Origin of the sequence: Pseudomonas sp. Irchel 3E20, from assembly GCF_900187645.1 — a bacterium.
Classification (GTDB): domain Bacteria; phylum Pseudomonadota; class Gammaproteobacteria; order Pseudomonadales; family Pseudomonadaceae; genus Aquipseudomonas.
Genome location: NZ_FYEE01000012.1, coordinates 121,522 through 139,478, shown reverse-complemented (window position 1 = coordinate 139,478; position 17,957 = coordinate 121,522). Strand labels below are relative to the sequence as shown.

Annotated in this window: 32 protein-coding genes; 19 read left to right on the top strand and 13 right to left on the bottom strand. The window is 58.1% G+C overall.

Annotation, left to right across the window (positions count from 1 at the left end; all coding sequences use genetic code 11):
• Window positions 1-54: 54 nt before the first annotated feature.
• From CKW13_RS20275 to CKW13_RS20240, 9 genes are read right to left on the bottom strand one after another with little or no spacing between them, the layout of a single operon-like run.
• A complete protein-coding gene (locus CKW13_RS20275; RefSeq protein WP_095110547.1) occupies window positions 55-600 on the bottom strand; it encodes a hypothetical protein in 546 nt (181 codons plus the stop codon).
• On the bottom strand, window positions 597-1,184 hold the full coding sequence (locus CKW13_RS20270; RefSeq protein ID WP_095110546.1) for a recombination protein NinG: 588 nt from the start codon (window positions 1,182-1,184) through the stop codon (window positions 597-599). The genes CKW13_RS20275 and CKW13_RS20270 overlap by 4 nt, the downstream gene beginning before the upstream one ends.
• On the bottom strand, window positions 1,175-1,453 hold the full coding sequence (locus CKW13_RS20265) for a hypothetical protein (RefSeq protein WP_095110413.1): 279 nt from the start codon (window positions 1,451-1,453) through the stop codon (window positions 1,175-1,177). Before CKW13_RS20265 ends, CKW13_RS20270 begins: the two co-directional genes overlap by 10 nt.
• Window positions 1,450-1,917, bottom strand: a complete 468-nt coding sequence (locus CKW13_RS20260; RefSeq protein ID WP_095110545.1) for a recombination protein NinB — start codon at window positions 1,915-1,917, stop codon at window positions 1,450-1,452. Before CKW13_RS20260 ends, CKW13_RS20265 begins: the two co-directional genes overlap by 4 nt.
• Window positions 1,914-2,078 (bottom strand): hypothetical protein, encoded by a 165-nt coding sequence (locus CKW13_RS24520; protein ID WP_176465152.1) that lies wholly within the window; start codon window positions 2,076-2,078, stop codon window positions 1,914-1,916. The genes CKW13_RS20260 and CKW13_RS24520 overlap by 4 nt, the downstream gene beginning before the upstream one ends.
• Window positions 2,075-2,767, bottom strand: a complete 693-nt coding sequence (locus tag CKW13_RS20255) for a hypothetical protein (RefSeq protein WP_095110544.1) — start codon at window positions 2,765-2,767, stop codon at window positions 2,075-2,077. Before CKW13_RS20255 ends, CKW13_RS24520 begins: the two co-directional genes overlap by 4 nt.
• The gene (locus CKW13_RS20250; RefSeq protein WP_095110543.1) at window positions 2,764-3,549 is read right to left on the bottom strand and encodes a hypothetical protein; all 786 of its coding nucleotides are present in this window, start codon (window positions 3,547-3,549) and stop codon (window positions 2,764-2,766) included. Before CKW13_RS20250 ends, CKW13_RS20255 begins: the two co-directional genes overlap by 4 nt.
• Window positions 3,524-4,504: a phage replication protein gene (locus tag CKW13_RS20245; RefSeq protein WP_095110542.1), complete on the bottom strand. Its 981-nt coding sequence runs from the start codon at window positions 4,502-4,504 to the stop codon at window positions 3,524-3,526. Before CKW13_RS20245 ends, CKW13_RS20250 begins: the two co-directional genes overlap by 26 nt.
• 1 nt (window position 4,505) lies before the next feature.
• Window positions 4,506-5,357, bottom strand: coding sequence for a BRO family protein (locus tag CKW13_RS20240; RefSeq protein WP_095110580.1), 852 nt, complete (start codon window positions 5,355-5,357; stop codon window positions 4,506-4,508).
• Window positions 5,358-5,521: 164 nt separating this feature from the next.
• Between CKW13_RS20240 and CKW13_RS20235 the strand changes: the two genes are divergently transcribed.
• The gene (locus CKW13_RS20235) at window positions 5,522-6,028 is read left to right on the top strand and encodes a hypothetical protein (RefSeq protein WP_095110541.1); all 507 of its coding nucleotides are present in this window, start codon (window positions 5,522-5,524) and stop codon (window positions 6,026-6,028) included.
• Between the two features lie 186 nt (window positions 6,029-6,214).
• On the opposite strand, the gene CKW13_RS20230 is transcribed toward CKW13_RS20235, so the two are convergent.
• Window positions 6,215-6,682, bottom strand: a complete 468-nt coding sequence (locus CKW13_RS20230; RefSeq protein ID WP_095110540.1) for a YmfL family putative regulatory protein — start codon at window positions 6,680-6,682, stop codon at window positions 6,215-6,217.
• Between the two features lie 64 nt (window positions 6,683-6,746).
• On the bottom strand, window positions 6,747-6,959 hold the full coding sequence (locus CKW13_RS20225) for a Cro/CI family transcriptional regulator (protein WP_095110539.1): 213 nt from the start codon (window positions 6,957-6,959) through the stop codon (window positions 6,747-6,749).
• Window positions 6,960-7,041: 82 nt separating this feature from the next.
• On the opposite strand from CKW13_RS20225, the gene CKW13_RS20220 reads away from it, so the two are divergent.
• The 5 genes from CKW13_RS20220 to CKW13_RS20200 all read left to right on the top strand — a co-directional run bounded on the left by CKW13_RS20220 (window position 7,042) and on the right by CKW13_RS20200 (window position 10,017).
• Entirely contained in the window at window positions 7,042-7,707 is a 666-nt protein-coding gene (locus CKW13_RS20220; RefSeq protein WP_095110538.1) for a LexA family transcriptional regulator, read from the top strand.
• Window positions 7,708-7,724: 17 nt separating this feature from the next.
• Entirely contained in the window at window positions 7,725-7,946 is a 222-nt protein-coding gene (locus tag CKW13_RS20215) for a hypothetical protein (protein ID WP_095110537.1), read from the top strand.
• 52 nt (window positions 7,947-7,998) lie between these two features.
• Entirely contained in the window at window positions 7,999-8,895 is an 897-nt protein-coding gene (locus tag CKW13_RS20210) for a hypothetical protein (protein ID WP_095110536.1), read from the top strand.
• A gap of 124 nt (window positions 8,896-9,019) precedes the next feature.
• The gene (locus CKW13_RS24830) at window positions 9,020-9,601 is read left to right on the top strand and encodes a hypothetical protein (RefSeq protein WP_256576641.1); all 582 of its coding nucleotides are present in this window, start codon (window positions 9,020-9,022) and stop codon (window positions 9,599-9,601) included.
• Between the two features lie 164 nt (window positions 9,602-9,765).
• On the top strand, window positions 9,766-10,017 hold the full coding sequence (locus tag CKW13_RS20200) for a DUF1654 domain-containing protein (RefSeq protein WP_095110535.1): 252 nt from the start codon (window positions 9,766-9,768) through the stop codon (window positions 10,015-10,017).
• Window positions 10,018-10,361: 344 nt separating this feature from the next.
• On the opposite strand, the gene CKW13_RS20195 is transcribed toward CKW13_RS20200, so the two are convergent.
• Window positions 10,362-10,661, bottom strand: coding sequence for a hypothetical protein (locus CKW13_RS20195; RefSeq protein WP_095110534.1), 300 nt, complete (start codon window positions 10,659-10,661; stop codon window positions 10,362-10,364).
• Between the two features lie 247 nt (window positions 10,662-10,908).
• Here CKW13_RS20195 and CKW13_RS20190 point away from each other — a divergent pair, with 247 nt between their 5' ends.
• The 13 genes from CKW13_RS20190 to CKW13_RS20135 all read left to right on the top strand — a co-directional run bounded on the left by CKW13_RS20190 (window position 10,909) and on the right by CKW13_RS20135 (window position 17,707).
• Window positions 10,909-11,568, top strand: a complete 660-nt coding sequence (locus tag CKW13_RS20190) for a DUF1566 domain-containing protein (protein WP_256576640.1) — start codon at window positions 10,909-10,911, stop codon at window positions 11,566-11,568.
• A gap of 201 nt (window positions 11,569-11,769) precedes the next feature.
• Window positions 11,770-12,039, top strand: a complete 270-nt coding sequence (locus tag CKW13_RS20185; RefSeq protein WP_141234000.1) for a hypothetical protein — start codon at window positions 11,770-11,772, stop codon at window positions 12,037-12,039.
• A gap of 21 nt (window positions 12,040-12,060) precedes the next feature.
• Window positions 12,061-12,306 (top strand): hypothetical protein, encoded by a 246-nt coding sequence (locus CKW13_RS20180; RefSeq protein ID WP_095110531.1) that lies wholly within the window; start codon window positions 12,061-12,063, stop codon window positions 12,304-12,306.
• 21 nt (window positions 12,307-12,327) lie between these two features.
• Window positions 12,328-12,582 (top strand): hypothetical protein, encoded by a 255-nt coding sequence (locus CKW13_RS20175; RefSeq protein ID WP_095110530.1) that lies wholly within the window; start codon window positions 12,328-12,330, stop codon window positions 12,580-12,582.
• A gap of 21 nt (window positions 12,583-12,603) precedes the next feature.
• Window positions 12,604-13,023, top strand: a complete 420-nt coding sequence (locus CKW13_RS20170; protein ID WP_095110529.1) for a hypothetical protein — start codon at window positions 12,604-12,606, stop codon at window positions 13,021-13,023.
• Window positions 13,020-13,211 carry a hypothetical protein gene (locus CKW13_RS20165; protein WP_095110528.1) on the top strand — a complete coding sequence of 64 codons (192 nt, stop codon included), beginning with the start codon at window positions 13,020-13,022 and terminating at the stop codon, window positions 13,209-13,211. The genes CKW13_RS20170 and CKW13_RS20165 overlap by 4 nt, the downstream gene beginning before the upstream one ends.
• Window positions 13,208-13,378 carry a hypothetical protein gene (locus CKW13_RS24515; RefSeq protein WP_176465151.1) on the top strand — a complete coding sequence of 57 codons (171 nt, stop codon included), beginning with the start codon at window positions 13,208-13,210 and terminating at the stop codon, window positions 13,376-13,378. The genes CKW13_RS20165 and CKW13_RS24515 overlap by 4 nt, the downstream gene beginning before the upstream one ends.
• 168 nt (window positions 13,379-13,546) lie before the next feature.
• Entirely contained in the window at window positions 13,547-14,353 is an 807-nt protein-coding gene (gene bet / locus CKW13_RS20160; protein WP_095110527.1) for a phage recombination protein Bet, read from the top strand.
• A complete protein-coding gene (locus CKW13_RS20155; RefSeq protein ID WP_095110526.1) occupies window positions 14,350-15,978 on the top strand; it encodes a YqaJ viral recombinase family protein in 1,629 nt (542 codons plus the stop codon). The genes bet and CKW13_RS20155 overlap by 4 nt, the downstream gene beginning before the upstream one ends.
• Window positions 15,975-16,217 carry a hypothetical protein gene (locus CKW13_RS20150; RefSeq protein ID WP_095110525.1) on the top strand — a complete coding sequence of 81 codons (243 nt, stop codon included), beginning with the start codon at window positions 15,975-15,977 and terminating at the stop codon, window positions 16,215-16,217. The genes CKW13_RS20155 and CKW13_RS20150 overlap by 4 nt, the downstream gene beginning before the upstream one ends.
• Entirely contained in the window at window positions 16,214-16,684 is a 471-nt protein-coding gene (locus CKW13_RS20145; RefSeq protein WP_012724016.1) for a hypothetical protein, read from the top strand. Before CKW13_RS20150 ends, CKW13_RS20145 begins: the two co-directional genes overlap by 4 nt.
• A 69-nt stretch (window positions 16,685-16,753) precedes the next feature.
• Window positions 16,754-17,065 (top strand): hypothetical protein, encoded by a 312-nt coding sequence (locus tag CKW13_RS20140; RefSeq protein ID WP_095110524.1) that lies wholly within the window; start codon window positions 16,754-16,756, stop codon window positions 17,063-17,065.
• Window positions 17,066-17,122: 57 nt separating this feature from the next.
• Window positions 17,123-17,707: a hypothetical protein gene (locus tag CKW13_RS20135; protein ID WP_095110523.1), complete on the top strand. Its 585-nt coding sequence runs from the start codon at window positions 17,123-17,125 to the stop codon at window positions 17,705-17,707.
• On the opposite strand, the gene CKW13_RS20130 is transcribed toward CKW13_RS20135, so the two are convergent.
• Entirely contained in the window at window positions 17,704-17,898 is a 195-nt protein-coding gene (locus tag CKW13_RS20130; RefSeq protein ID WP_095110522.1) for a hypothetical protein, read from the bottom strand. The genes CKW13_RS20135 and CKW13_RS20130 overlap by 4 nt on opposite strands.
• Window positions 17,899-17,957: the final 59 nt, after the last annotated feature.

Below are 17,957 nucleotides of genomic sequence, written 5' to 3'. Positions count from 1 at the left end.
CGACAGGATGGGCAAATATTCTCTCACTTTCTCACTCATTGCAATGGCTAACTGCTACGCAGCGCAACTTTCGATGAGCCCCTCTGCATCGAGCAGCTCCTGGGCAGCGGTCAGCGCCTCGTTCACCTGGTCATCCAGTGCCTTGCGAATCGACGAGCGCCACCGGTACCGGGTCGACTCCGGCTTGCCGTCATTGTCCCAGTTCGTGATGTCATACCAGGCTGCTGGCAGGACCGCGGCAGAACGCTTGCCCCCGGCCCCCGCCACTTGCGGAATAGCCCAGGTCAGCACGGCGCACTCACGGAATCGTTTCGGCGCCGGAGTCTTCACCGAACTCAGCAGCTCCAGAATGGCACCGTGCTTACGCTCCTGGTGCGTGGAGTACTTCGCAACCAAGGCACGCCAGTGCGCCGGGGTGAGCGCTTTGTGCAGGCGCCCGAACACCCAGCAGTCTTGAAGCAACGCCGCTTCCTTGCCAACGATCTCCCCCTTCTGCTTGGCGCACTGCACCTTTGGCTCAAAGTCGCAGCCGCCGGCGGAGTTGATGGTTTCGGCGGCGAGCGCCCGGACAACTGCGGATACCACGTTGCGATAAGTCATGCCGCTCTCCCCTTCAGCTCTCTTGTTTTTGCCCGGTAGTCGGCGGTCATCGCCTTCAGCTCTTCGACGGTGTACTTCTTGGCCTCATGAGGGCCTTCAAGCCACTCCACGGCCTCGGTGCCGATCCGCTTCACCAGCTCAATGCGGTAATTCACAATGTCGCCCGACTTGTGGTTATTGCAGGGGGCGCATTGTTTGTGAACATTCAAAGGCTCGAATCGGATCTCCGGGTTGGCTGCGACCGTCCTGTAATGCCCCGCGTGATATTGGCCGTCGTGGTGGCGACCGCAGCTCACGCAAGGCAGATCGGCGTCTCGTAGGCGCACCCATTCGTTGAATGCTTGCTGCGTGTCGCGCGCATGATCCGCCCTGCTCTTCAGCTTCTCCTTGCGCACACGGATCTCGGCGCGGCCAACCTGATCCAGCGACTTGCGCGCCCTCTCCTGGTTAACGTCCTTGATGGCAAGTCCACACTTAGGGCTGCACACCGCTTGACCGAGGCGCTGAGGGACGAATGAGCCCCTGCATGCTGGGTTGCGGCAGGTCTTGGGCTTTGGCGCCTTCTTCTCGATGGCTACGCGCATGGCTCTGCCTCCTTGGCTTTCTGCTGCTCTGGGGTGAAGTCGCCACGAAGGGGCATGAGCCACTTTTCCCAAACGATGGCCTTGTCTTCGCTCACTACCCATACCGGGTCGCCGCCATCCTGCTCATAAACGCCTGGGTCCATTGGATCCTTGCGATCCACCGGACTCACCAGATGACGACTTATCAGTTCGACGCATGTGCCGATCACTGGTGGGAAGGTGTGATTGATAACCAGCGCCAGGTCGCCCGGCTTGAAGTTATGGCTCATGCTGCCGCCTCCCATTGCTCTGGCATCTGCCCTTTCAGCTCGCTCCAGCTGACGCCCTTTTCGGCGCCGAAGACGTACATACATTCGATCACGTCGCCCAATTCAGCCACGGTCATGCGCTTGGTGCTTTCCCCGAGCATCACCACACCGCCATTGATGCCCTGGGCCATGCGGATCTCATGGCGGGCTGCCGCGGTCATGAGGGCCTTCCAGTCCTCGCTGTCGAGCTTCTGCATGACACCATTGACCGGCCATTCGACCTGGCGGGAGATGTCGCCCAACATCGCCCACAGCTTGGCGTTCTGCTCCAGGGTGCGGCGGGACTTCACCGGGCGGACGATGATCTCGACGGCGCCGGCGGCGGACAGCTCGGTAGCGAACAGGTAGGCGAGCCGCAAGACCTCACGAACTCGCGCAGGACCGGCTGACCAGAAGTGGCGAGGCTTGTGGGTGATGTTGGTCATGGCTGATCCCCCCTGGCTTCCGGATTGGTCAGGTAATGCAGAGCAAGCGGCCCGCAGGTGAATACAGCGAGGGCGAGAAACGGGCGCATACTGCCCCCTACAAGAATTCCGATCACCGCATAGAGCGAGCAGACCAAAATTGCTACTTGGCTGCGGCTCATGACTGCTCTCCCTGGCCCAGGGCGGCGTCGCAATTCGCGCAAACGCCGTTGTTGGCATCCATGAACCCTGCGCCGTGGCTGTTAACTGGATAGCCATCACCGCAGGCGCACCAGATGATTTCTTTGCTCGGGCCCAACTTGCGCAGCCCCTCCACCTCAGCCTTCAGCTCAGCATTCACCTGCTCGTAGGCTTCGTAGCCGGTCTTGAGGCCGGCGTTTTCAGCACGGAGTTCGTCGCGCTCTTCGGCGACCTTGCAGTAGTTGGCGTGGTGGCTTGCCTGCCATTCCTTGTATTGCGCCGCCTGGCGCTCGTTCTCGGCCTTGAGCTGGTCGCGCTCACTGGCAACATCAATCAACTTGGCTGCATTGCAGTCGCATTGGCCACGCCATTCGCCGACGATGTCATGCACGTCACCGGTATCGCCGCAACTCCAGCAGGACGGGCCGCTCCGCCAAACCTCAAGCTCTTGCGCAAGATCACGTTCGGTTGCGCTCCGCAATGTCTTCAGGCGCTCGCTCTCGGCGATCAGCGCCTGGACTGCGGCAGGTGTTGCCACGGGCACGAATTCAAGAAACGCCACTTCTGCTTGGCAATAGCTACGGTCCTCTTCCCATGCTTCACCCGGCAGGTATTCGCCGGCAGCGATGCAGGCCTCGGCCAGCCGCTTCAGTTCGCTGTAATCGGTCATTGCGCCGCCCTCTTCTCTTCCAGTTCCTGGGCCTGCCGGATCAGCAGCGCCCGGCGATTCGCCAATTCATTGGCCGCTTCAATCCGTAGTTCGAGCTTTCGCTCAGCGCTGGCTTTGCGCATTTCCAGCATTGAGGACTTCACCAGCTGAAGCTTTTCGCGCAGGACTGGGGTTGGCTGGGTAACCGTTCCTGTCAGCAGGCCAGCGATTGCACGTCCGTCTTCGGTAAGCGGCACAACGCTGAGATCGGCGAGATACTTCTGAGCGTGCTCCCGAGGAATACGCTTCAGCTCGACGGCCTTGGTAACCGCCTGAACTCTGCGGCTCGCATCAAAGCCCACAGAGACGTGCCAGTTCACAGGCTTGGCATCCTCTCGGGATTGGCCGACAAACCGCTCGTAGGCGCTGATGAAGGCCATGCGGGCACCGATCTTGTCTCCGGCATCGAGCACAGGTTTGGCAGCAGCAAGGGCCAGCTGAATTTCATCGGTCAGCACCACGGTTTCGTATTCGTCGTTGGTGGTCATGGCGATGGCCCAGGCTTCGTCCCTGCCGGGGCGGCCGTCAGCGGCTTGGACGCGCTGAAGAATCGCGGCAAGTGTCAGTTTTCCAGTCAGTTCACGACGGCAGGACCAGAGCGCATTGGCGATGACGCCCATGTCGTGTTCCGCCAGATCCTCGGCCATCAGCTTGGCAGCCGGTGCGCTCAGCACCTGCCCAAGGGTTTCAGCAGTGGCACAAATGGCCATGCTCAGTTCAGCGGTTTCGGCGTAGGAAAGCATTGCTCTCACCCCCTTCCAGAATGCTGCGGCTGGCCTCTTGGCCGGCGTTGAAGTTGGCTTGGGTGTCTTCGATCTGGCGGGCAGTTCGCGAATTCATCTGACGGCCGGTAGCCCACTGGGTGTGGTAGGCCTCCGCCTTGGCGATCAGGTTGTTCAAGCTGTGGCAGTCATTGACGATGCGGGCGTCGTTGATCGTGAGGTAGTACGCGGCAACGCTGTGGGCAACGTCGACTCCCAGGCGATCAACCAGCTTGCCAAGGATTCCACCGGCTGCAGCGTTCCATACCGGCCAGCACTGGTACCGCTTGCGGTAAGCCATGGCGTAGTTCGCCCAGGCCTTGAACGTTTTGCAGGCCTGGTCTTTCGGCCCTGGCATGTCGACGGGTATTTCGACGCGGGGTGCTTCGGGTTGATCCACAACCAGCACAAGCACGCCGGGTTGGGTCGGCTTGTCCGAGCCTTCCGGCAAGCTGTGACTGGTATCCTGATTGGTACCCTGATTATTGGTATCCTGATTTGTCGGAGATTTTTCCGACCCTTGATCGGATTTTTTTCCGACCTTGCTCGGAGATTTATCCGAGGTAGATCGGATATTTTTCCGACCTTTGTTTTTTGGTGGGGTCGGATATTTTTCCGACCCGTCGAGCTTCTGGTTCCACTCGACGGCCTTCTCTGTGAGGCGGAAAAGCGTGATGTTTGAAGTGCTGGAAAGCTCAATCAAACCAGCCTCTTCCAGAGCCTTCAGCATGCGATAAGCGGTGTCCGGCTTATCAGTGAGCAGCGGCAGCTCCTCAATGATCTTGGCCTTGCTCAGTGCGAAGAAGATCCCGCCATCGGTCTTGATTGGCTTTGTCCAGCTCGGGCAGCCATAGACGAAGGCGAACAGCAGGGCCTGCTGAGAATTCAGCCCCCACTCCAGCGCCTTCACCTGGTTAATCGTGACGGTGTATTGCATGTCAGGCCTTCCCGACCAAAGCGGCCAATTCAAGGAAGCGATCCACGTACCAGTGAGGCTGCGTCTCGCGGGGGCATTGAGGGCTGGTGAGGTTCTTGCCGTACTGGAGGCCCTTTTCAGTCACAGACCAGAAATCAACAGACAGGCCCTTGGAGTTCTTGCGCTGCATAACCTTGAGGAAGCCATAGGCAGCCAGTGCGCGATTGAAGCCAGGCGCCGTGCTGCTGATATTGTTTTCCTTGATGAGAGCAGTGACGGCCTTGGTAGGCATGGAAGAGCCGCCAGCAGCATCAGAAGCGGCGTCCACGGCGTAGCCCGGGAGGAACTTGGCGTCCAGACCGTTGTTGGCGGCGATCTGGGCAAGCATCATCATTTTGCTGGAGGGCGCAGGCTTGAGCAGGCGATCGAAGCACTCAAGGATTGCCAGCTCGCCGACGATCTTGGAGTTGTTTGGGCCTTGGGCAGAAAAGGTGCCGGTCTTGCGGATGCTCGGCAGCACCTGCCCGACCACCCACTCCTCGAACTGCTCAGCAGCCGGGAGCTTGGACTTCATCACCAGGCGGTAGAGGTCGCGCTCCGGGATTATTTGCACTGCGCGGACCTGACCTCCCATTTCGGTATGGCAGGTACTGACCGCTTTGCAGTGAGCATTGATCGCCTTCGACGTGTTGGAGTAGCCGAGGGCTTCGGCGATGTCCTTGGCGATGAAGCAGGGCTCACCGTGGCCGTCGTCAATTACGCGGACAGGGAAGCCGTGGAAGTCGAAAGGAGTCACGGGCTTAATCCGCGCCACGTTTTCAGATTGCGAAAAACGTGGCGCGAAAGGTGGCGAATTGACAGTTTGGGTAGACATGGGCATTATTCGCTCCAGAACTTAGTTGTAAGTGCTGCACAAAGAGCCAGGCCGCGAACCTGGCTTTTTTGTGCCTGCGATTTGGTGTTGCGGGTAAATTGGGTGTCCGGCGCATCCGTGGTAGCTTTCTGCTTCCCCACAAGAAGGCCTAGGAGGCCGGACAGATGAAATTGGATAGAGCGCTTCAGAAGCGGATTCTTGAGGCGGCAGCTGAGGCGTACCCATTCCCTGCCCCGCATGGCCTGTACTTCGATCTTGGCGCGGCGGAGACAAAGGAGAGAGTCGACGCGAACCTCTGCTACCTGGCAGAGCACGGGCTCATCAAAAAATGTATTGAGCTCACGGGCGACGGGTTCGCCCTTCCCACCAACAATGGCATTCAGTGCACGAAGTCGGGCATGGACTTCCTCGCCGATGACGGAGGACTTAGCGCAGTCCTTGGTGTGGTGACGATCAAGATTCATGAGGACACCCTCCGCGATCTCCTAGAAAGGAACATCCTTGAGAGTGATACGCCGCCAGAAGAGAAGGCTCGCCTTGTGCAAGGCTTGAAAGGACTCTCTGCCGAGGCCATAAAACACCTGACATTGAAATTATTGGATGAGGGGGTTGGGCGTCTGCCGGCAGCAGCTGTGCTAATTGGTACGTACCTTCAGCAAATCCTTCAGTGACGTTTGTGGTAGCCAGCTCGAACTTTGCGTAGCCGATTTTCGAGCGTTTGCTACCAACCTGCCCCCACAACTCAAGCCAGAACTCAGGCAGAGTCAGCCCGGCAATCGAAGGAATGATTTCCGTGCTTTCAGGGCTGCACCGGCCCGCGATTGCGATCTGTACGACCTGACCCTGGATCAGCCGCATTACACACGCGCCTTGTGCAACTCAATTACCGCCCCGACTGCCTCAAGGCTGGCCGACATGTACTTGGCGTGCAGGGCGCGGATCTTTTTGGCTTCGCTCGCATCGATCTCCCCGTCTTCCAGGGCAGACGCCACCATCTGATCCAGGGCGCCACGCTGTGCAGATGCCGCCAACGAGCGTTGGTACAGATCGACGTTGTCCAGCTCCCCCGCTTCCGGGATCTTCACGAACACACCGCCGTACATCGCGCAGATGTAGTCCGGCAGATGCTCGGTTCCACTAACCTGCTCAAGCGCATAGATTTCCGAGTCACTCAAAGGAAGGCAGCCAGCAGTCTCATAAATCTGGTTTTCCAGGCGCTTGGGCTTGATGCCGAGCTTTGCTGCAGCGCAGTCCTGACCACCCGGATAGCCCTTGGTAACTTCCTTCATCACCTCGCGGCGGGTCTCTAGCACTGGGGTTTTCATGTCCTAGTTTTTCCTTGGGTCGGTTGCGATCAAAATGGCTTCAATGGAACGGCGGACAGGAATGTCAGGCGGCGGATTGGGCGCCCTTCTGGGGGATGCACAACTCGCGAGCAGTGATCCTTCCGCCAGTCAACTCTTCAGCCTTGAAGGCTTTTTCGGCGCGCATCGGGTGAATGCCGGCAACCCAGTACGAAACTGCGGCCTGCGAAACATCGAGCGCCAAAGCGGTTTTTGTTTGCCCGCCGAAGAAGTCGACGAGCCTTTCGATAGGGGTCATATGAGAACCCTCCTAATAAGCCTGCTTATATCCTAAGTAGAAGCACGCTTATTTGCAAGTCAATAAGGGAACTTATAAATTCATGTGCATGAGCACACTTGCAGAACGTCTAAAAGAAGCGCGAAAGCACGCCAAGCTGACCCAGGCAAAACTGGCGTCAGTCTCCGGTGTCGAACAGCCACTGATCTCCCAGTTGGAGACGGGGAAGAACCTTCAAAGCGCGCATCTTCCAAAAATCGCCCACGCATGCGGCGTGAGCGCCATATGGCTATCTGACAACATCGGCCCCATGGCCATGGCCTCGAAAGAAGAGCCCAACGTCTCAATGGCGTCGCAGCCCTCGCAAAGTTTTCGCTATCCGGTCATCAGTTGGGTGTCTGCTGGCTCCTGGGCTGAAGCAGTCGAGCCCTATCCTGTTGGCATTTCCGACCGTTACGAACTTTCCGAGTACAACTCGAAAGGACCGGCGTTTTGGCTTGAGGTAAAAGGAGACTCAATGACGTCTCCCGTCGGAACAAGCATCGCCCAAGGATCGCTGATCCTGGTGGATACCGAAGTAGAAGCAACGCCTGGCAAGCTGGTCGTGGCTAAGCTGCCAGACAGCAATGAGGCGACCTTTAAGAAGCTGGTCAGCGATGGTGGCAGGCTCTATCTGAAGCCCTTGAACCCCGCCTACCGAACTGAAGTATTTGATGAGAACTGCCGAATCGTCGGCGTCGTCGTGCAAGCCACCCAAAAATTTCACTAATGAGCGTGGAGGCCGTAATGGGCCTAACCAAACCCAACCAGCAGCTGCGCCGCGACCTGAAAGAGGCTGCGGCCCTGCTCAAGTGGTCGGGAGTTGATCTGTTTGTCTTTGCCAAGCGCCTTCTGGCGGCAGGGGATGAGCAAGGCGCCAACGATCTGATGAAGATCGCGCTGAGCTTTCAGGATGCCGAGGACAAGCTGGCGGGTTATGCGGATGAGGTGAAGGTGGGCTGGTCATGAGATCAAAAGGCTGAGCAACGATAATCGAGCTGTCTGACCTGAAGAGGCATGAATGGATTCAATCAACCAAATCCGCGTTGCGGCAGAAATGCCAATTTCCTATCAAGGAAAGCAGGCCGATCAGCATTACATAGACGCTTCGCAGTTTTCGAGATCCCTGGCCGGGTCGACTCGCCTATACACCCTGATTGGGCATTATTGCCTAACCCTTGAAGTCGCCCCGCCGCGCAAGCAAATACCCCTCACCTGCTATGCGCGACCCAATAAGGAAGGCTCGTTTGAGGCATTCCTTGCCTTGGCGCATGTCGCAAACGAATATCAAATGTTTGCTGACGTTTACAAGGATGCTCTAGACTGGCTCATCTCCAAGGTCATGGGGTTCGTAAAAGATTCGCTTACCGGGGGAGGCTGCGTGAAAGAATTGATTGAGGTTATTAAGCAGCAGGCGAAAGATTCCGCCGATCTCAATACCCTTCTCGCGAACGGCCTGACCACTGCTCATGCAGATGTTGTGAGATTGCAAGAGAAGCTTATCGAAACGCTACCTCAGTTGGTTGCTGCCGCCAAGCCATCTTATCGGGCGGCGCTGGCGCCGGTAGGGAAAAGCTGCCACAGCATGACCCAGTTCGCAGGAACGGATGATGAGATTCTAATTTCAGAGGCTGAGGCGATGGCGATACGCTCCGATGCAGATATGGAAGTTGGCGCCGCTGCCGAATTCCAGATTGAGCGTATTTTCGGCCTTAATGTGAAGACAGGTCTCTGCCGAGTTCAGTTGAAAGATCAGTCTATCCATGTCGCCGGACAAGTGGTTGACGTAGAGCTTTCAATCCCCAATAACGCTTACTCAAAAGCCCTTAACGATCATGCAGGGCTAAAAGTTCGTGCCAAGCCTGTGTTTAAGGATGGCGAACTCCATCGACTTTTCATAAGCGAATCCCTTTCCTGATCACAAAGCCCGGCCCAGCGCCGGGCTTCTTGTATCTGCCCTTCCCGATCTGAATCCGTAGCCCGCCAATGGTGACTGTACGCCACGAATGGTAAAGTGCGGACTCAATTTCGGGAGGGATCCAATGAAAGGATTTGGGACGTTAGCGCTGATCGTCGGCATATGCTGGCTGGTCTTCGCGCTGAGCATGGATGTTTCCGTGGCAACTGGTGCTGGCGGCCGAGTCAACAACATGGGCCTGATGGCCGACCGACAGATTCACACCATTGTTGGCGGCATGATCTCACTCGCTGGCCTGCTCATGGTTCTTCTGGGCGGCAAAAGCTCCCCCGCTTCCGTTCACGCTCAGGCAGAAAAAGACACGCGCCCCTGCCCTATGTGCGCCGAGAGCATCAAGAGTGCTGCGGTCAAGTGCAAGCACTGCGGCGCCGATGTTGATCCGGTCACCGCTCCGCGCCTTAAAAATGGGTGGGTTGCATCAACTGCCTGCCGTGACGAAGAAGAACAGCAACGCACCATTGAAGCCATTGCCAGAACCGGACTTCCGGTTGTTTCAATGATCGGCCTGGCCGTGGGCGCCGGCCCATTTGAAACTAAGGAAGAAGCCAGGCAGGCCCTGGTCACGATGCGCGACGGCCCCAGACTATTCAGCGAAATCATCTATAGGGACTCGGTGAGCGGCAAGTACCATCCGATTACCGACTAACCCCATCCTAGCCAACAGAGCCCGCCACGCGCGGGCTTTTTCATGGCTCCCTGAATCTATAGCTCAATAATATGCATTTATGCATGAATCTTCGTGCTGCCCTATTGCTAATATATCGCCTTACCAATACTGTATGTGCATACAGTATTGGTAAGGAATACCACATGCCGCATCCAGCGTTCACCACATCGAAACCGCCCTCTTCCTACGAGGAAGCTGGCCGCCGACTTCAGGCGCTGATTGCCTCCCCAGGCGCTCAAAAGGTGCAGACGGTGACGGTGCGTAGGTTGGACCACGAAAGCCCTGAGGATTGGAAGCGACTGCTGGATGAGATTGGTGAAACCGCTGGTGTCCGGGTCGAGGCCCTGGAGGGAGGAACCGTCAGGATCGGCTGGCGCGAATACTTCGACGCATAAATGAGCCCGCCACTGAGCGGGCTTTTTATCGTCCGCAGAAAATATTATAAGCATGCTTATTGACGCATAAAATAAGCTGACTTATATTTGACTCATCGCAGCGACACACAGCCACTGCGAAGGGCCTCCGCCCGCCGCTCTTTGGTTTCACCACTTGCCGGATCACCACCGGCCCAGATTCAAAGGCAGCGATGAACCGGCCTCAACGGTTCAGAGGGTTGGCAACTGACCCGGGTGTGCAGCGTAAAGCACCAAGCACAGTTATCTGATGGGCTGAGCCGCGATCAGATGAACATCAAAGCTTTGACCCCATGCTGTCGCCAGTAGCGAGCCTGGGTTTCTTTTTATCTCTTACCGCTGCCGTAACTGCCAGAAAGCTTGAACACGCCAACCTGGCTGTATTGCGACAGAACATGAACCTTTTCAATACGAATCTGCTCCAGCAGCTCACGAAGTTCTCTGGCGTACATCCCCTGCTGCCGTGTAGTTCCGCTAGGCATTAATGCATTTATCTCGGCAACTCTTTTTTCTAGTTTGGCTATGCGCTGCCTGCTGCTAGGTGCGCGTTTTTTGACTTTCTTTTTGCTTTTTTTAGTCATCAAAAATCCCTGCTCTCGGCGCAACAAGCGCGGTACATCAACCATAAGGCCATCACTATGTCGTACTTGACTCAAATTATCGAAGAGGCAGATCAATTCGAAGATCGAAAAGTTTTCAATACCGGCTGGTCGGAACGCAATTGGCGGCACTTGATGAAACTTTATCGATACTCAAACAGAGCGCGGGGCTTGGCTTCTGTCCAGCAAAAGCAAAGCCGATCCTGCTTCGTACCTTCCTTCAAAAAACAAAAAAAGCCCGGTTGATTTGAGCTCGCAACGGACATTTTCACTGATGCACCTGGCGACGGGTGCATTGGGAAAACAACCGAACATCCCCGACAAGGAATACCCCATGCAAGCAAATCAACTGACCACCTACACCAGTCCCAGCGTGACGATCAGCAGCCCTGACGAAGCTGTTGTGCTGAGGCTCGCAACCCTGGCGATTGGCGTGAAGCCTGTTGCAGCCACAAGCGATGTTCCAGCCATCGGCGAATTCTGGCCCGGCCAAGGCGGCGTAAATGCCGGCCTGATGCGCGGCGAGAAAGGCCAGCCTGACTACTGGCTGATTGTCCCAACCCATGAGTCGGTCAAGGGCAAGAAGCTGGCATACGGCGGCTACGAGGTCGATGAGCCAGAAGCCGCAAGCCGCTTCGATGGCCTGGCCAACACCCTGCACCTGGTTGAAGGCTCTGCCCAAACTCACCCGGCAGCAGCTTGGTGTGACGGGCTTGCCATCGAAGGTCACGGCGACTTCTACCTGCCAGCTATCAACGAGCTGGCCCTTTGCATGGCGAACGTGCCGGAGCTGTTTCAGAAGGAGTGGCATCTGAGCAGCTCGCAGCGCTCCGCCTACTACGCATTCATCGTGGACTTCGATGATGGCTATCAGTACTACTACGCCAAGGACAACGAGCTCCACGTCCGCCCCGTCCGCAGATTCATTCGCTAATTCATTTATTGCTTTTCTTCGCAGGCGATTCCTGGGGCTACGGGTATCCGTGGCCAGACCAGAAGCACCCGAGGTAGCGCTCGGCGCCTGCACCCTTCTCCCGTCTTTATTCGTCAGCACTCACCCTGCGCCCATCGGCAACCAGCGGGAGGAATGAGTGTTGACGAATACAGGTGAACCAAATCCACTGAGGAATCAGCGATGCGACCAGTTATGACCATGGCCCCAATCTGGGAGGGCAACAAGAAAACCGGCCTCAAGGATCTTCGAGAAGGCCGCTTCCACCAATGGGCAGGTGAATACGAAGAGTTCGAGTCGGGCCCAGGCAACTACACCGTTGCACTGGTTGAGTATTCGGACGGCTCCATCGGCACGGTAATGCCTGATTGCATTCGGTTCCTCGATGGCGAAGAAGCCAAATCGGCGCTGATCGATGAAGCCATTGCAAGCATGTCCAGCCACGCCCTGTAACCCCGCCGAATGGAGATAGTCATGAGCGAACAAGACGGAGGCCCTGCCTTCCCGGTCGCGGATTACGACCACCAGATTTTCAATCCGGCGACGACCACTGAAACGAAACGTGATCTGTCCGGCATGAGCCTGCGCGACTACTTCGCGGCCAAGGCCGTGCAGGCAATCATCACTGGGAACAAGGCTGACGAATGTTCGCTGGGCCTGGGCGCCGCAAAAGACGCCTACGCCGTTGCCGACGCCATGCTAGCCGCCCGTTCCGCCTAACCCCAAACACTGGAGGTCGCCATGGCTGCCACGGCCGAATACGCCTGCCTTCGCTGCAAACAACCTTTCATTGCCCGCACGGCAGACCGGAAACGCGGATGGGCTCGCTACTGCTCGAAATCCTGCAAAGCCAGTAGGCAAGAGCATCGCACCGGCCAGCACGCGGCGTATCAGGAGCGGAAACGGCGCCGATCCGACGGGCATGAAGGTGGCGAGTTCACCAATGCCCATCAGTTCAGCAATGAAGATCACGACTGCAGCAAGTCGGACGATTAACCCATCGCCCTGGAGGCGACCATGTCGGCACTACGCAAGACCCAGTACGAGCATGACGAACTACTGCCGCCTCCGGTGAGCGAAACGCCGCAAGAGATTGCGCGGAGTGAGTGGCTTTACAACGCCGCAGAACAATTGGTCAGGTTTGGCTGCGACGTAACGTTCCAGCGCCGGATGCGCAAGCCGCAAGGCGTGACCGTAGCCGACTTGGCCCTGGCCGTGGATGAGCATGTGAACGGCCGGCTGGCTGGCTGTCAGGTGCAATCGCCCGCGCTGGGCTGGCTTCTGCTGTCACAGGGCAAGCCAGACCAGAATGCCGTCGCAGAACTGCTCGGCCCCAGCGATCACTCCCTGGGCAAGCTTGGCGAAATCGCAGAGGGCCTACTTCGACCCTTGGTCGCTGACGCCCTGATCGCTCAAGCAGAGGACAACGAACTGTGAGCCCTCACGTTGCCATCGGCCAGGCCCTGGAAGCCCTAGAGCATCCTGACTCGCCGCCTCTCAGCGAAACACTCGCTGAAGGCCTGATCGTCCGCCACTTCACCGCCAGCAACATCAACGCCGAAGAGTTCCACTACTACAGCGCCAAGCTGCTGAAGATCAGCCAGAAGCGCAAGGAGGCTGCATGACCACCGCACCGGTTAAATCACTGATCGACGAGCAGATTGCTGAGATCGAACGCAGCCTTGCCATTCTTGGTGCCGGCCTGCCGCGCGACCTACCGGTATCGGCACTGCCGCCAAAGCTTGCCGCGGCGATCAAGGGCGGCCGGATCGCGGTTAGGGTTCGGCCATGAGCGCCTACCAGCGAGCCAAGCGCCTCTACATCTGGCGAGGCTCTGCCATCGTCCTACTCCTGTGTACCGCCTGGATGCTCGCAAGCGCCTACGCCGGTCACGTTACCCAATAACCAACACCTTCAATCGCTGCGAGCATCGCGGCAAGGAATCCCCATGTCCGCAGTAATGAAGCAGGACGACAACATGCCTGCGATGTCGGAGGCCGCGCTCGTCGAAGTGCTGAGCAGCAGCCTCTACCCCGGCGCCGAAAAGAACTCTGTAGTGATGGTGTTGGCTTACTGCCAGGCCGCGCACCTGGACCCAATGCTGAAGCCGGTGCACATCGTCCCGATCTGGAACTCGAAGACAAAAAAGATGCAGGACACGGTGATGCCTGGCATCGGCCTATACCGCATTCAAGCGGCACGCACCGGCCAGTACGCCGGAATCAGCGAGCCTGAATATGGTCCTTCAGTAACGGCGAAGCTGAGCGGCGTAGAAGTCACGTATCCCGAATGGTGCCGCGTGACCGTCAAGCGGCAGATGAGCAACGGCCTGGTTGCCGAATACACGGCCAATGAGCGCTGGCTTGAAAACTACGCGACATCGAGCAAGGACACCGCGGCGCCCAACGCCATGTGGAAGCGTCGAGCATTTGCCCAGCTCGCAAAATGCGCCGAGGCCCAGGCCCTGCGCAAAGCTTTTCCTGAAGTCGGATCAGCGCCAACGGCCGACGAAATGGAAGGCAAGGCGTTCGAGGAGCCGGCGCGCGATGTCAGCCCACGACAGCAAGCCCAGCCTGAACCGGAAGCGCTGCCCGCCTACTCCGACGAACTGCTGACCGAGAACATCGTGAAGTGGCAGCCACTTATCGACTCGAACCGAACCAATCCTGAACACCTCATTGCGACCATCAGCAGCAAGTACACGCTGAGCCCGGCGCAGATTGAAAAAATCACCAACCTCAAAGCCCTCGATGGAGATTCAGCATGAAAATTCACAACGTAGCTCAAGGCTCCGCCGAGTGGCATGCGCTGCGCGGCAAGCACTTCACCGCATCCGAAGCGGCGGCAATGATGGGCGCTTCGAAGTACCAAACCCGGACCGATCTTCTGGCAGCCAAAAAGACCGGCATCACGCAGAACGTCACGCCATCTCAGCAGTTTATCTTCGATAAGGGCCACGCCACTGAAGCTCTGGCCCGCCCTCTGACTGAGGTGTTGATCGGCGAAGAGCTGTATCCGATCGTTGGCACTAAAGGCAACCTGCTTGCCTCCATGGATGGCGCGACGATGCTCGGCGAGACACTGTTCGAGCACAAACTGTGGAATGAGTCAGTCGTGGCCCAGGTGAAAGCCGGCGACCTGGCTCCGCACTACTACTGGCAGCTTGAGCAGCAACTGCTGGTAAGCGGCGCTGAACGAGTGATCTTTGTTTGCTCGGACGGCACCGCGGAGAACTTCGTGTACATGGAATACCGGCCCGTCGCCGGGCGCGCGGCCCAGTTGATTGAGGGCTGGAAACAGTTCGAGGCAGACCTGGCCAACTTCGAAATGGCCGACGCGCCTTCAATCGTAATCGGCAAGGCACCGGACGAGCTGCCTGCGCTGCGCATAGAACTGACCGGCATGGTCACCGCCAGCAACCTAAAAGTGTTTGAAGATTCGGCCCTGGCCGTTATCGACTCGGTTAAAACCACACTCTCCACCGACCAGGACTTCGCTGACGCCAAGAAGGCGGTCAAGTGGTGCGGTGATGTTGAAGAGGCTGTCGCGGTCGCCAAGAAGCAAGCCCTGTCGCAGACCCAAAGCATCGACGAGCTGTTTTCGTCGCTGGATCGCATCGGCGCCCATGCTCGCGAGACTCGCCTGAAGGTCGACAAGCTGGTGAAGGCTCAAGAGCTGCTGGTGAAGACCAACATCAAGCAAAAAGCCGAGCTCGCCCTGGCGGATCACATCGCCGCAATCAACAAGACCCTTGGCAAGGTCACGCTGCCTTATGTCGTTTCGGACTTCGCCGGTGCCATGAAGAACAAGCGCACCATCGCCAGCCTCCAGGACGCAGTAGATACCGAGCTGGCCCGGGCTAAGATCGATGCAAGTCAGGCAGCGGACAGTATTCGCTTGAACCTGACCAGCCTGGCGGAGCCCGCCGTTGATTACGCCTTCCTGTTCAACGACGTGCAGCAACTGGTGACCAAGGCCAATGATGACCTGGTGACGCTGATAAAATTCCGTATCTCGGAACACCAGAAGGCGGAACAGGATAAGGCCGACGCGAAGCGAATCGCCGACGAACAAGAGGCCCAGCGCCTGGCAGCCATCAAGCCAGATCCGGTCGCGGAGAAAATTTCGACATCAGAGCCCGTCCGCACCGCTCCTGTCCAGACGGCGGCCCCCGTAGCCCAGGCCACAAAGTCAGTAACGAGCCATGCGGTCGAGCAGGTAGCGCTGCAGGCCAGCGTGACGGACTTCGAGGCCCTGGTGAAAGCCGTCGCATACGGTCAGGCGCCGATCACCGTCCTTTTGGTCAACTGGGAAGCGCTCGACGCGATGGTCGCAGAGCAGGGATCAACCTTCAGCATGGCCGGGGTGACACTCGCCAAGGCGGCAGCATGATCAGCAATCTCAAATCAGACATCGAGTTCCGGCGCGAAAAAGCGCTGGAGCTTTCCAGTCAGGTACAACGGCACCTTGCCGCTGGCGGAAAACTCACCATTGGCGATAGTCCGGCAATCAATCCAGACCCGGCGAAGCGATCGGAATTCATCGACCCGACAACCATCCTCAAGCGCCGCAAGCCGCCCATCACCCGGGCCGAGCGCAAGGCGCTTCGCAAACTGGCGGAGGCATTATGAGCAAGCGCAAGCCGCATAACCTGCAAGCCCGCATTGCCCGGTCGTGCCGCTCGCTGCTGGCTTCCAACCATGTCGCGGTGGTCAACATCGATCCCAGCGGCCGCCAGGGCATGATCAATTACAAGTCGCTCAAGAACATTGCCCCGGGGAAGATTGGCCAGGCCGTATGCGGCATCCCCCACCGCTGGACGATCTACCTCAGCGCGCTTTGTATCGACGCCCGCGGCGACCGCTACAGCAAGTCGGTGGAGGTAGCGCCCGACGGCGTCTACCTCTCCGACCACCTGGAAGACGTGATCGAGCATTGCTACAAGAAGCTGCGAGACGAGGCCAATCAAAGCCAGATGGTGGCTTCTGGCTGGATCGCCATCCCCGAAGCGATGTCACTGGACGAGGCGCACGCAGCGCGGATCTTCGAAGCGGTCGGCGCCTGGCACCAGGTGAAGGTCGATTCATGCGCCGCATAGCCCGAACCCAGCAACGCAAACGTCAAACATGGCTCGCACTGCCGGCCAGCGGAATAGAAGAGGTAGGCCATGGCTGCCGCGCAGAAAGAACGATCGGCAAAGACTGCGGCGAGGCGAAAGACTCGCGGCGAGGAAGAGTTGCGACTCCACACCATGGCCGGCACTCGCCAGGCCTTGGCTGACCTGATGGCCTGGCACGGCATCGAGGAACAGGGCGAGGCCATGACGCTGATGATTCACCACCTGCACGGCCTGGGCCCAGCAGGGTCGGCGCAGTTCCTCTCCCCGCCGCGACACGAATACGTGATACCCGAAAACGTGTCGGCAAAATTGCTTCTCGCCTATAACCGCGAAGCCCTTCGCATCTCCCACGACGAATAACCCACCCTACTCGCTGCATCCGGTAACCGGAGGGCGGCGTCTGACTGGAGATAATCCATGAGCAACTACATGTACAAGACCACAGCCCCCCCCGTGGTTGACGCGGTCATCGCCTGGGCTGCCAAGCGTGCAGCCTGGAATACACAGCGTGCCAAGCTGGGCCAGGTGTTCGGCGGCGAGACTTCACCAATGCGTTCAGGCAGCCGCAGCTACGTTGGTGGCGTGAAACTCAGTGCAAGCCGTGATCTGGATGTGCACTGGTGCCGCCCTGACCAGTATGGCTACCGCGCGCTCCGCTCCAGCGCCAAGCTTGCGAAGGGAACGCCAAAGGAGGCTCGCGTCGCGCAGGTGGCGGAGCACGAACGGTTGTCAGGCAAATGGAAGGAGTATTGCCCCGAAAGCATCGACATGGATGACGCATGGCAGGCTATTGGCCTGAACCCAGGCGCGTTATGGATGTGCGGTGGAGTGTTCTTCGAGCTGGATGGAGTCGTGTATCTGAACCTCGGCCTCAGGCTTGAGGATGGAAACGAGAACATCGAGGGCGCAGCCGAGATCCTGGGCAGCGAGTTTGAAGCTGCCCGCCAGCAAGTGCTGGGACAGCGCCAGGCCGCTGGAGCCGCCATAAAGTATTGCGCTTAGCCCATCTCAGGCATTAAGAAGGTGAAGCTCCCAGTCAGGCCTTTGCGCAAAGCTACAGGCATCTGGTATCCGAAATAGATAAGCCATCGACCGTCAGGCCTCAGGTCGGAGTTGACACGATACGTGGCGACCTCGTTCTCGGTTATGCCGATCAGCTTCGCCACTTCTATGTCTGAAGGCTTCTCGCTCATCTCGCTCTCCTTGATCCGGCTCCATGCCGGTCACCCGTAATACCCCAACCCAAACCAAA

Coding starts and splice junctions, on each gene's coding strand:
- CKW13_RS20210 (WP_095110536.1), top strand. CDS start 7,999: ATGGATTCAATCAACCAAATCCGCGTTGCGGCAGAAATGCCAATTTCC.
- CKW13_RS20170 (WP_095110529.1), top strand. CDS start 12,604: ATGTCGGCACTACGCAAGACCCAGTACGAGCATGACGAACTACTGCCG.
- CKW13_RS20135 (WP_095110523.1), top strand. CDS start 17,123: ATGAGCAACTACATGTACAAGACCACAGCCCCCCCCGTGGTTGACGCG.
- CKW13_RS20220 (WP_095110538.1), top strand. CDS start 7,042: ATGTGCATGAGCACACTTGCAGAACGTCTAAAAGAAGCGCGAAAGCAC.
- CKW13_RS20195 (WP_095110534.1), bottom strand. CDS start 10,661: ATGGTTGATGTACCGCGCTTGTTGCGCCGAGAGCAGGGATTTTTGATG.
- CKW13_RS20260 (WP_095110545.1), bottom strand. CDS start 1,917: ATGACCAACATCACCCACAAGCCTCGCCACTTCTGGTCAGCCGGTCCT.
- CKW13_RS20185 (WP_141234000.1), top strand. CDS start 11,770: ATGCGACCAGTTATGACCATGGCCCCAATCTGGGAGGGCAACAAGAAA.
- CKW13_RS20150 (WP_095110525.1), top strand. CDS start 15,975: ATGATCAGCAATCTCAAATCAGACATCGAGTTCCGGCGCGAAAAAGCG.
- CKW13_RS20230 (WP_095110540.1), bottom strand. CDS start 6,682: ATGAAAACCCCAGTGCTAGAGACCCGCCGCGAGGTGATGAAGGAAGTT.
- CKW13_RS20250 (WP_095110543.1), bottom strand. CDS start 3,549: ATGCTTTCCTACGCCGAAACCGCTGAACTGAGCATGGCCATTTGTGCC.
- CKW13_RS20255 (WP_095110544.1), bottom strand. CDS start 2,767: ATGACCGATTACAGCGAACTGAAGCGGCTGGCCGAGGCCTGCATCGCT.
- CKW13_RS20175 (WP_095110530.1), top strand. CDS start 12,328: ATGGCTGCCACGGCCGAATACGCCTGCCTTCGCTGCAAACAACCTTTC.
- CKW13_RS20265 (WP_095110413.1), bottom strand. CDS start 1,453: ATGAGCCATAACTTCAAGCCGGGCGACCTGGCGCTGGTTATCAATCAC.
- CKW13_RS20190 (WP_256576640.1), top strand. CDS start 10,909: ATGCACCTGGCGACGGGTGCATTGGGAAAACAACCGAACATCCCCGAC.
- CKW13_RS20215 (WP_095110537.1), top strand. CDS start 7,725: ATGGGCCTAACCAAACCCAACCAGCAGCTGCGCCGCGACCTGAAAGAG.
- CKW13_RS20225 (WP_095110539.1), bottom strand. CDS start 6,959: ATGACCCCTATCGAAAGGCTCGTCGACTTCTTCGGCGGGCAAACAAAA.
- CKW13_RS20155 (WP_095110526.1), top strand. CDS start 14,350: ATGAAAATTCACAACGTAGCTCAAGGCTCCGCCGAGTGGCATGCGCTG.
- CKW13_RS20240 (WP_095110580.1), bottom strand. CDS start 5,357: ATGTCTACCCAAACTGTCAATTCGCCACCTTTCGCGCCACGTTTTTCG.
- CKW13_RS24520 (WP_176465152.1), bottom strand. CDS start 2,078: ATGAGCCGCAGCCAAGTAGCAATTTTGGTCTGCTCGCTCTATGCGGTG.
- CKW13_RS20145 (WP_012724016.1), top strand. CDS start 16,214: ATGAGCAAGCGCAAGCCGCATAACCTGCAAGCCCGCATTGCCCGGTCG.
- CKW13_RS24830 (WP_256576641.1), top strand. CDS start 9,020: ATGAAAGGATTTGGGACGTTAGCGCTGATCGTCGGCATATGCTGGCTG.
- CKW13_RS20180 (WP_095110531.1), top strand. CDS start 12,061: ATGAGCGAACAAGACGGAGGCCCTGCCTTCCCGGTCGCGGATTACGAC.
- CKW13_RS20140 (WP_095110524.1), top strand. CDS start 16,754: ATGGCTGCCGCGCAGAAAGAACGATCGGCAAAGACTGCGGCGAGGCGA.
- CKW13_RS20235 (WP_095110541.1), top strand. CDS start 5,522: ATGAAATTGGATAGAGCGCTTCAGAAGCGGATTCTTGAGGCGGCAGCT.
- CKW13_RS20245 (WP_095110542.1), bottom strand. CDS start 4,504: ATGCAATACACCGTCACGATTAACCAGGTGAAGGCGCTGGAGTGGGGG.
- bet (WP_095110527.1), top strand. CDS start 13,547: ATGAAGCAGGACGACAACATGCCTGCGATGTCGGAGGCCGCGCTCGTC.
- CKW13_RS24515 (WP_176465151.1), top strand. CDS start 13,208: ATGACCACCGCACCGGTTAAATCACTGATCGACGAGCAGATTGCTGAG.
- CKW13_RS20200 (WP_095110535.1), top strand. CDS start 9,766: ATGCCGCATCCAGCGTTCACCACATCGAAACCGCCCTCTTCCTACGAG.
- CKW13_RS20130 (WP_095110522.1), bottom strand. CDS start 17,898: ATGAGCGAGAAGCCTTCAGACATAGAAGTGGCGAAGCTGATCGGCATA.
- CKW13_RS20275 (WP_095110547.1), bottom strand. CDS start 600: ATGACTTATCGCAACGTGGTATCCGCAGTTGTCCGGGCGCTCGCCGCC.
- CKW13_RS20270 (WP_095110546.1), bottom strand. CDS start 1,184: ATGCGCGTAGCCATCGAGAAGAAGGCGCCAAAGCCCAAGACCTGCCGC.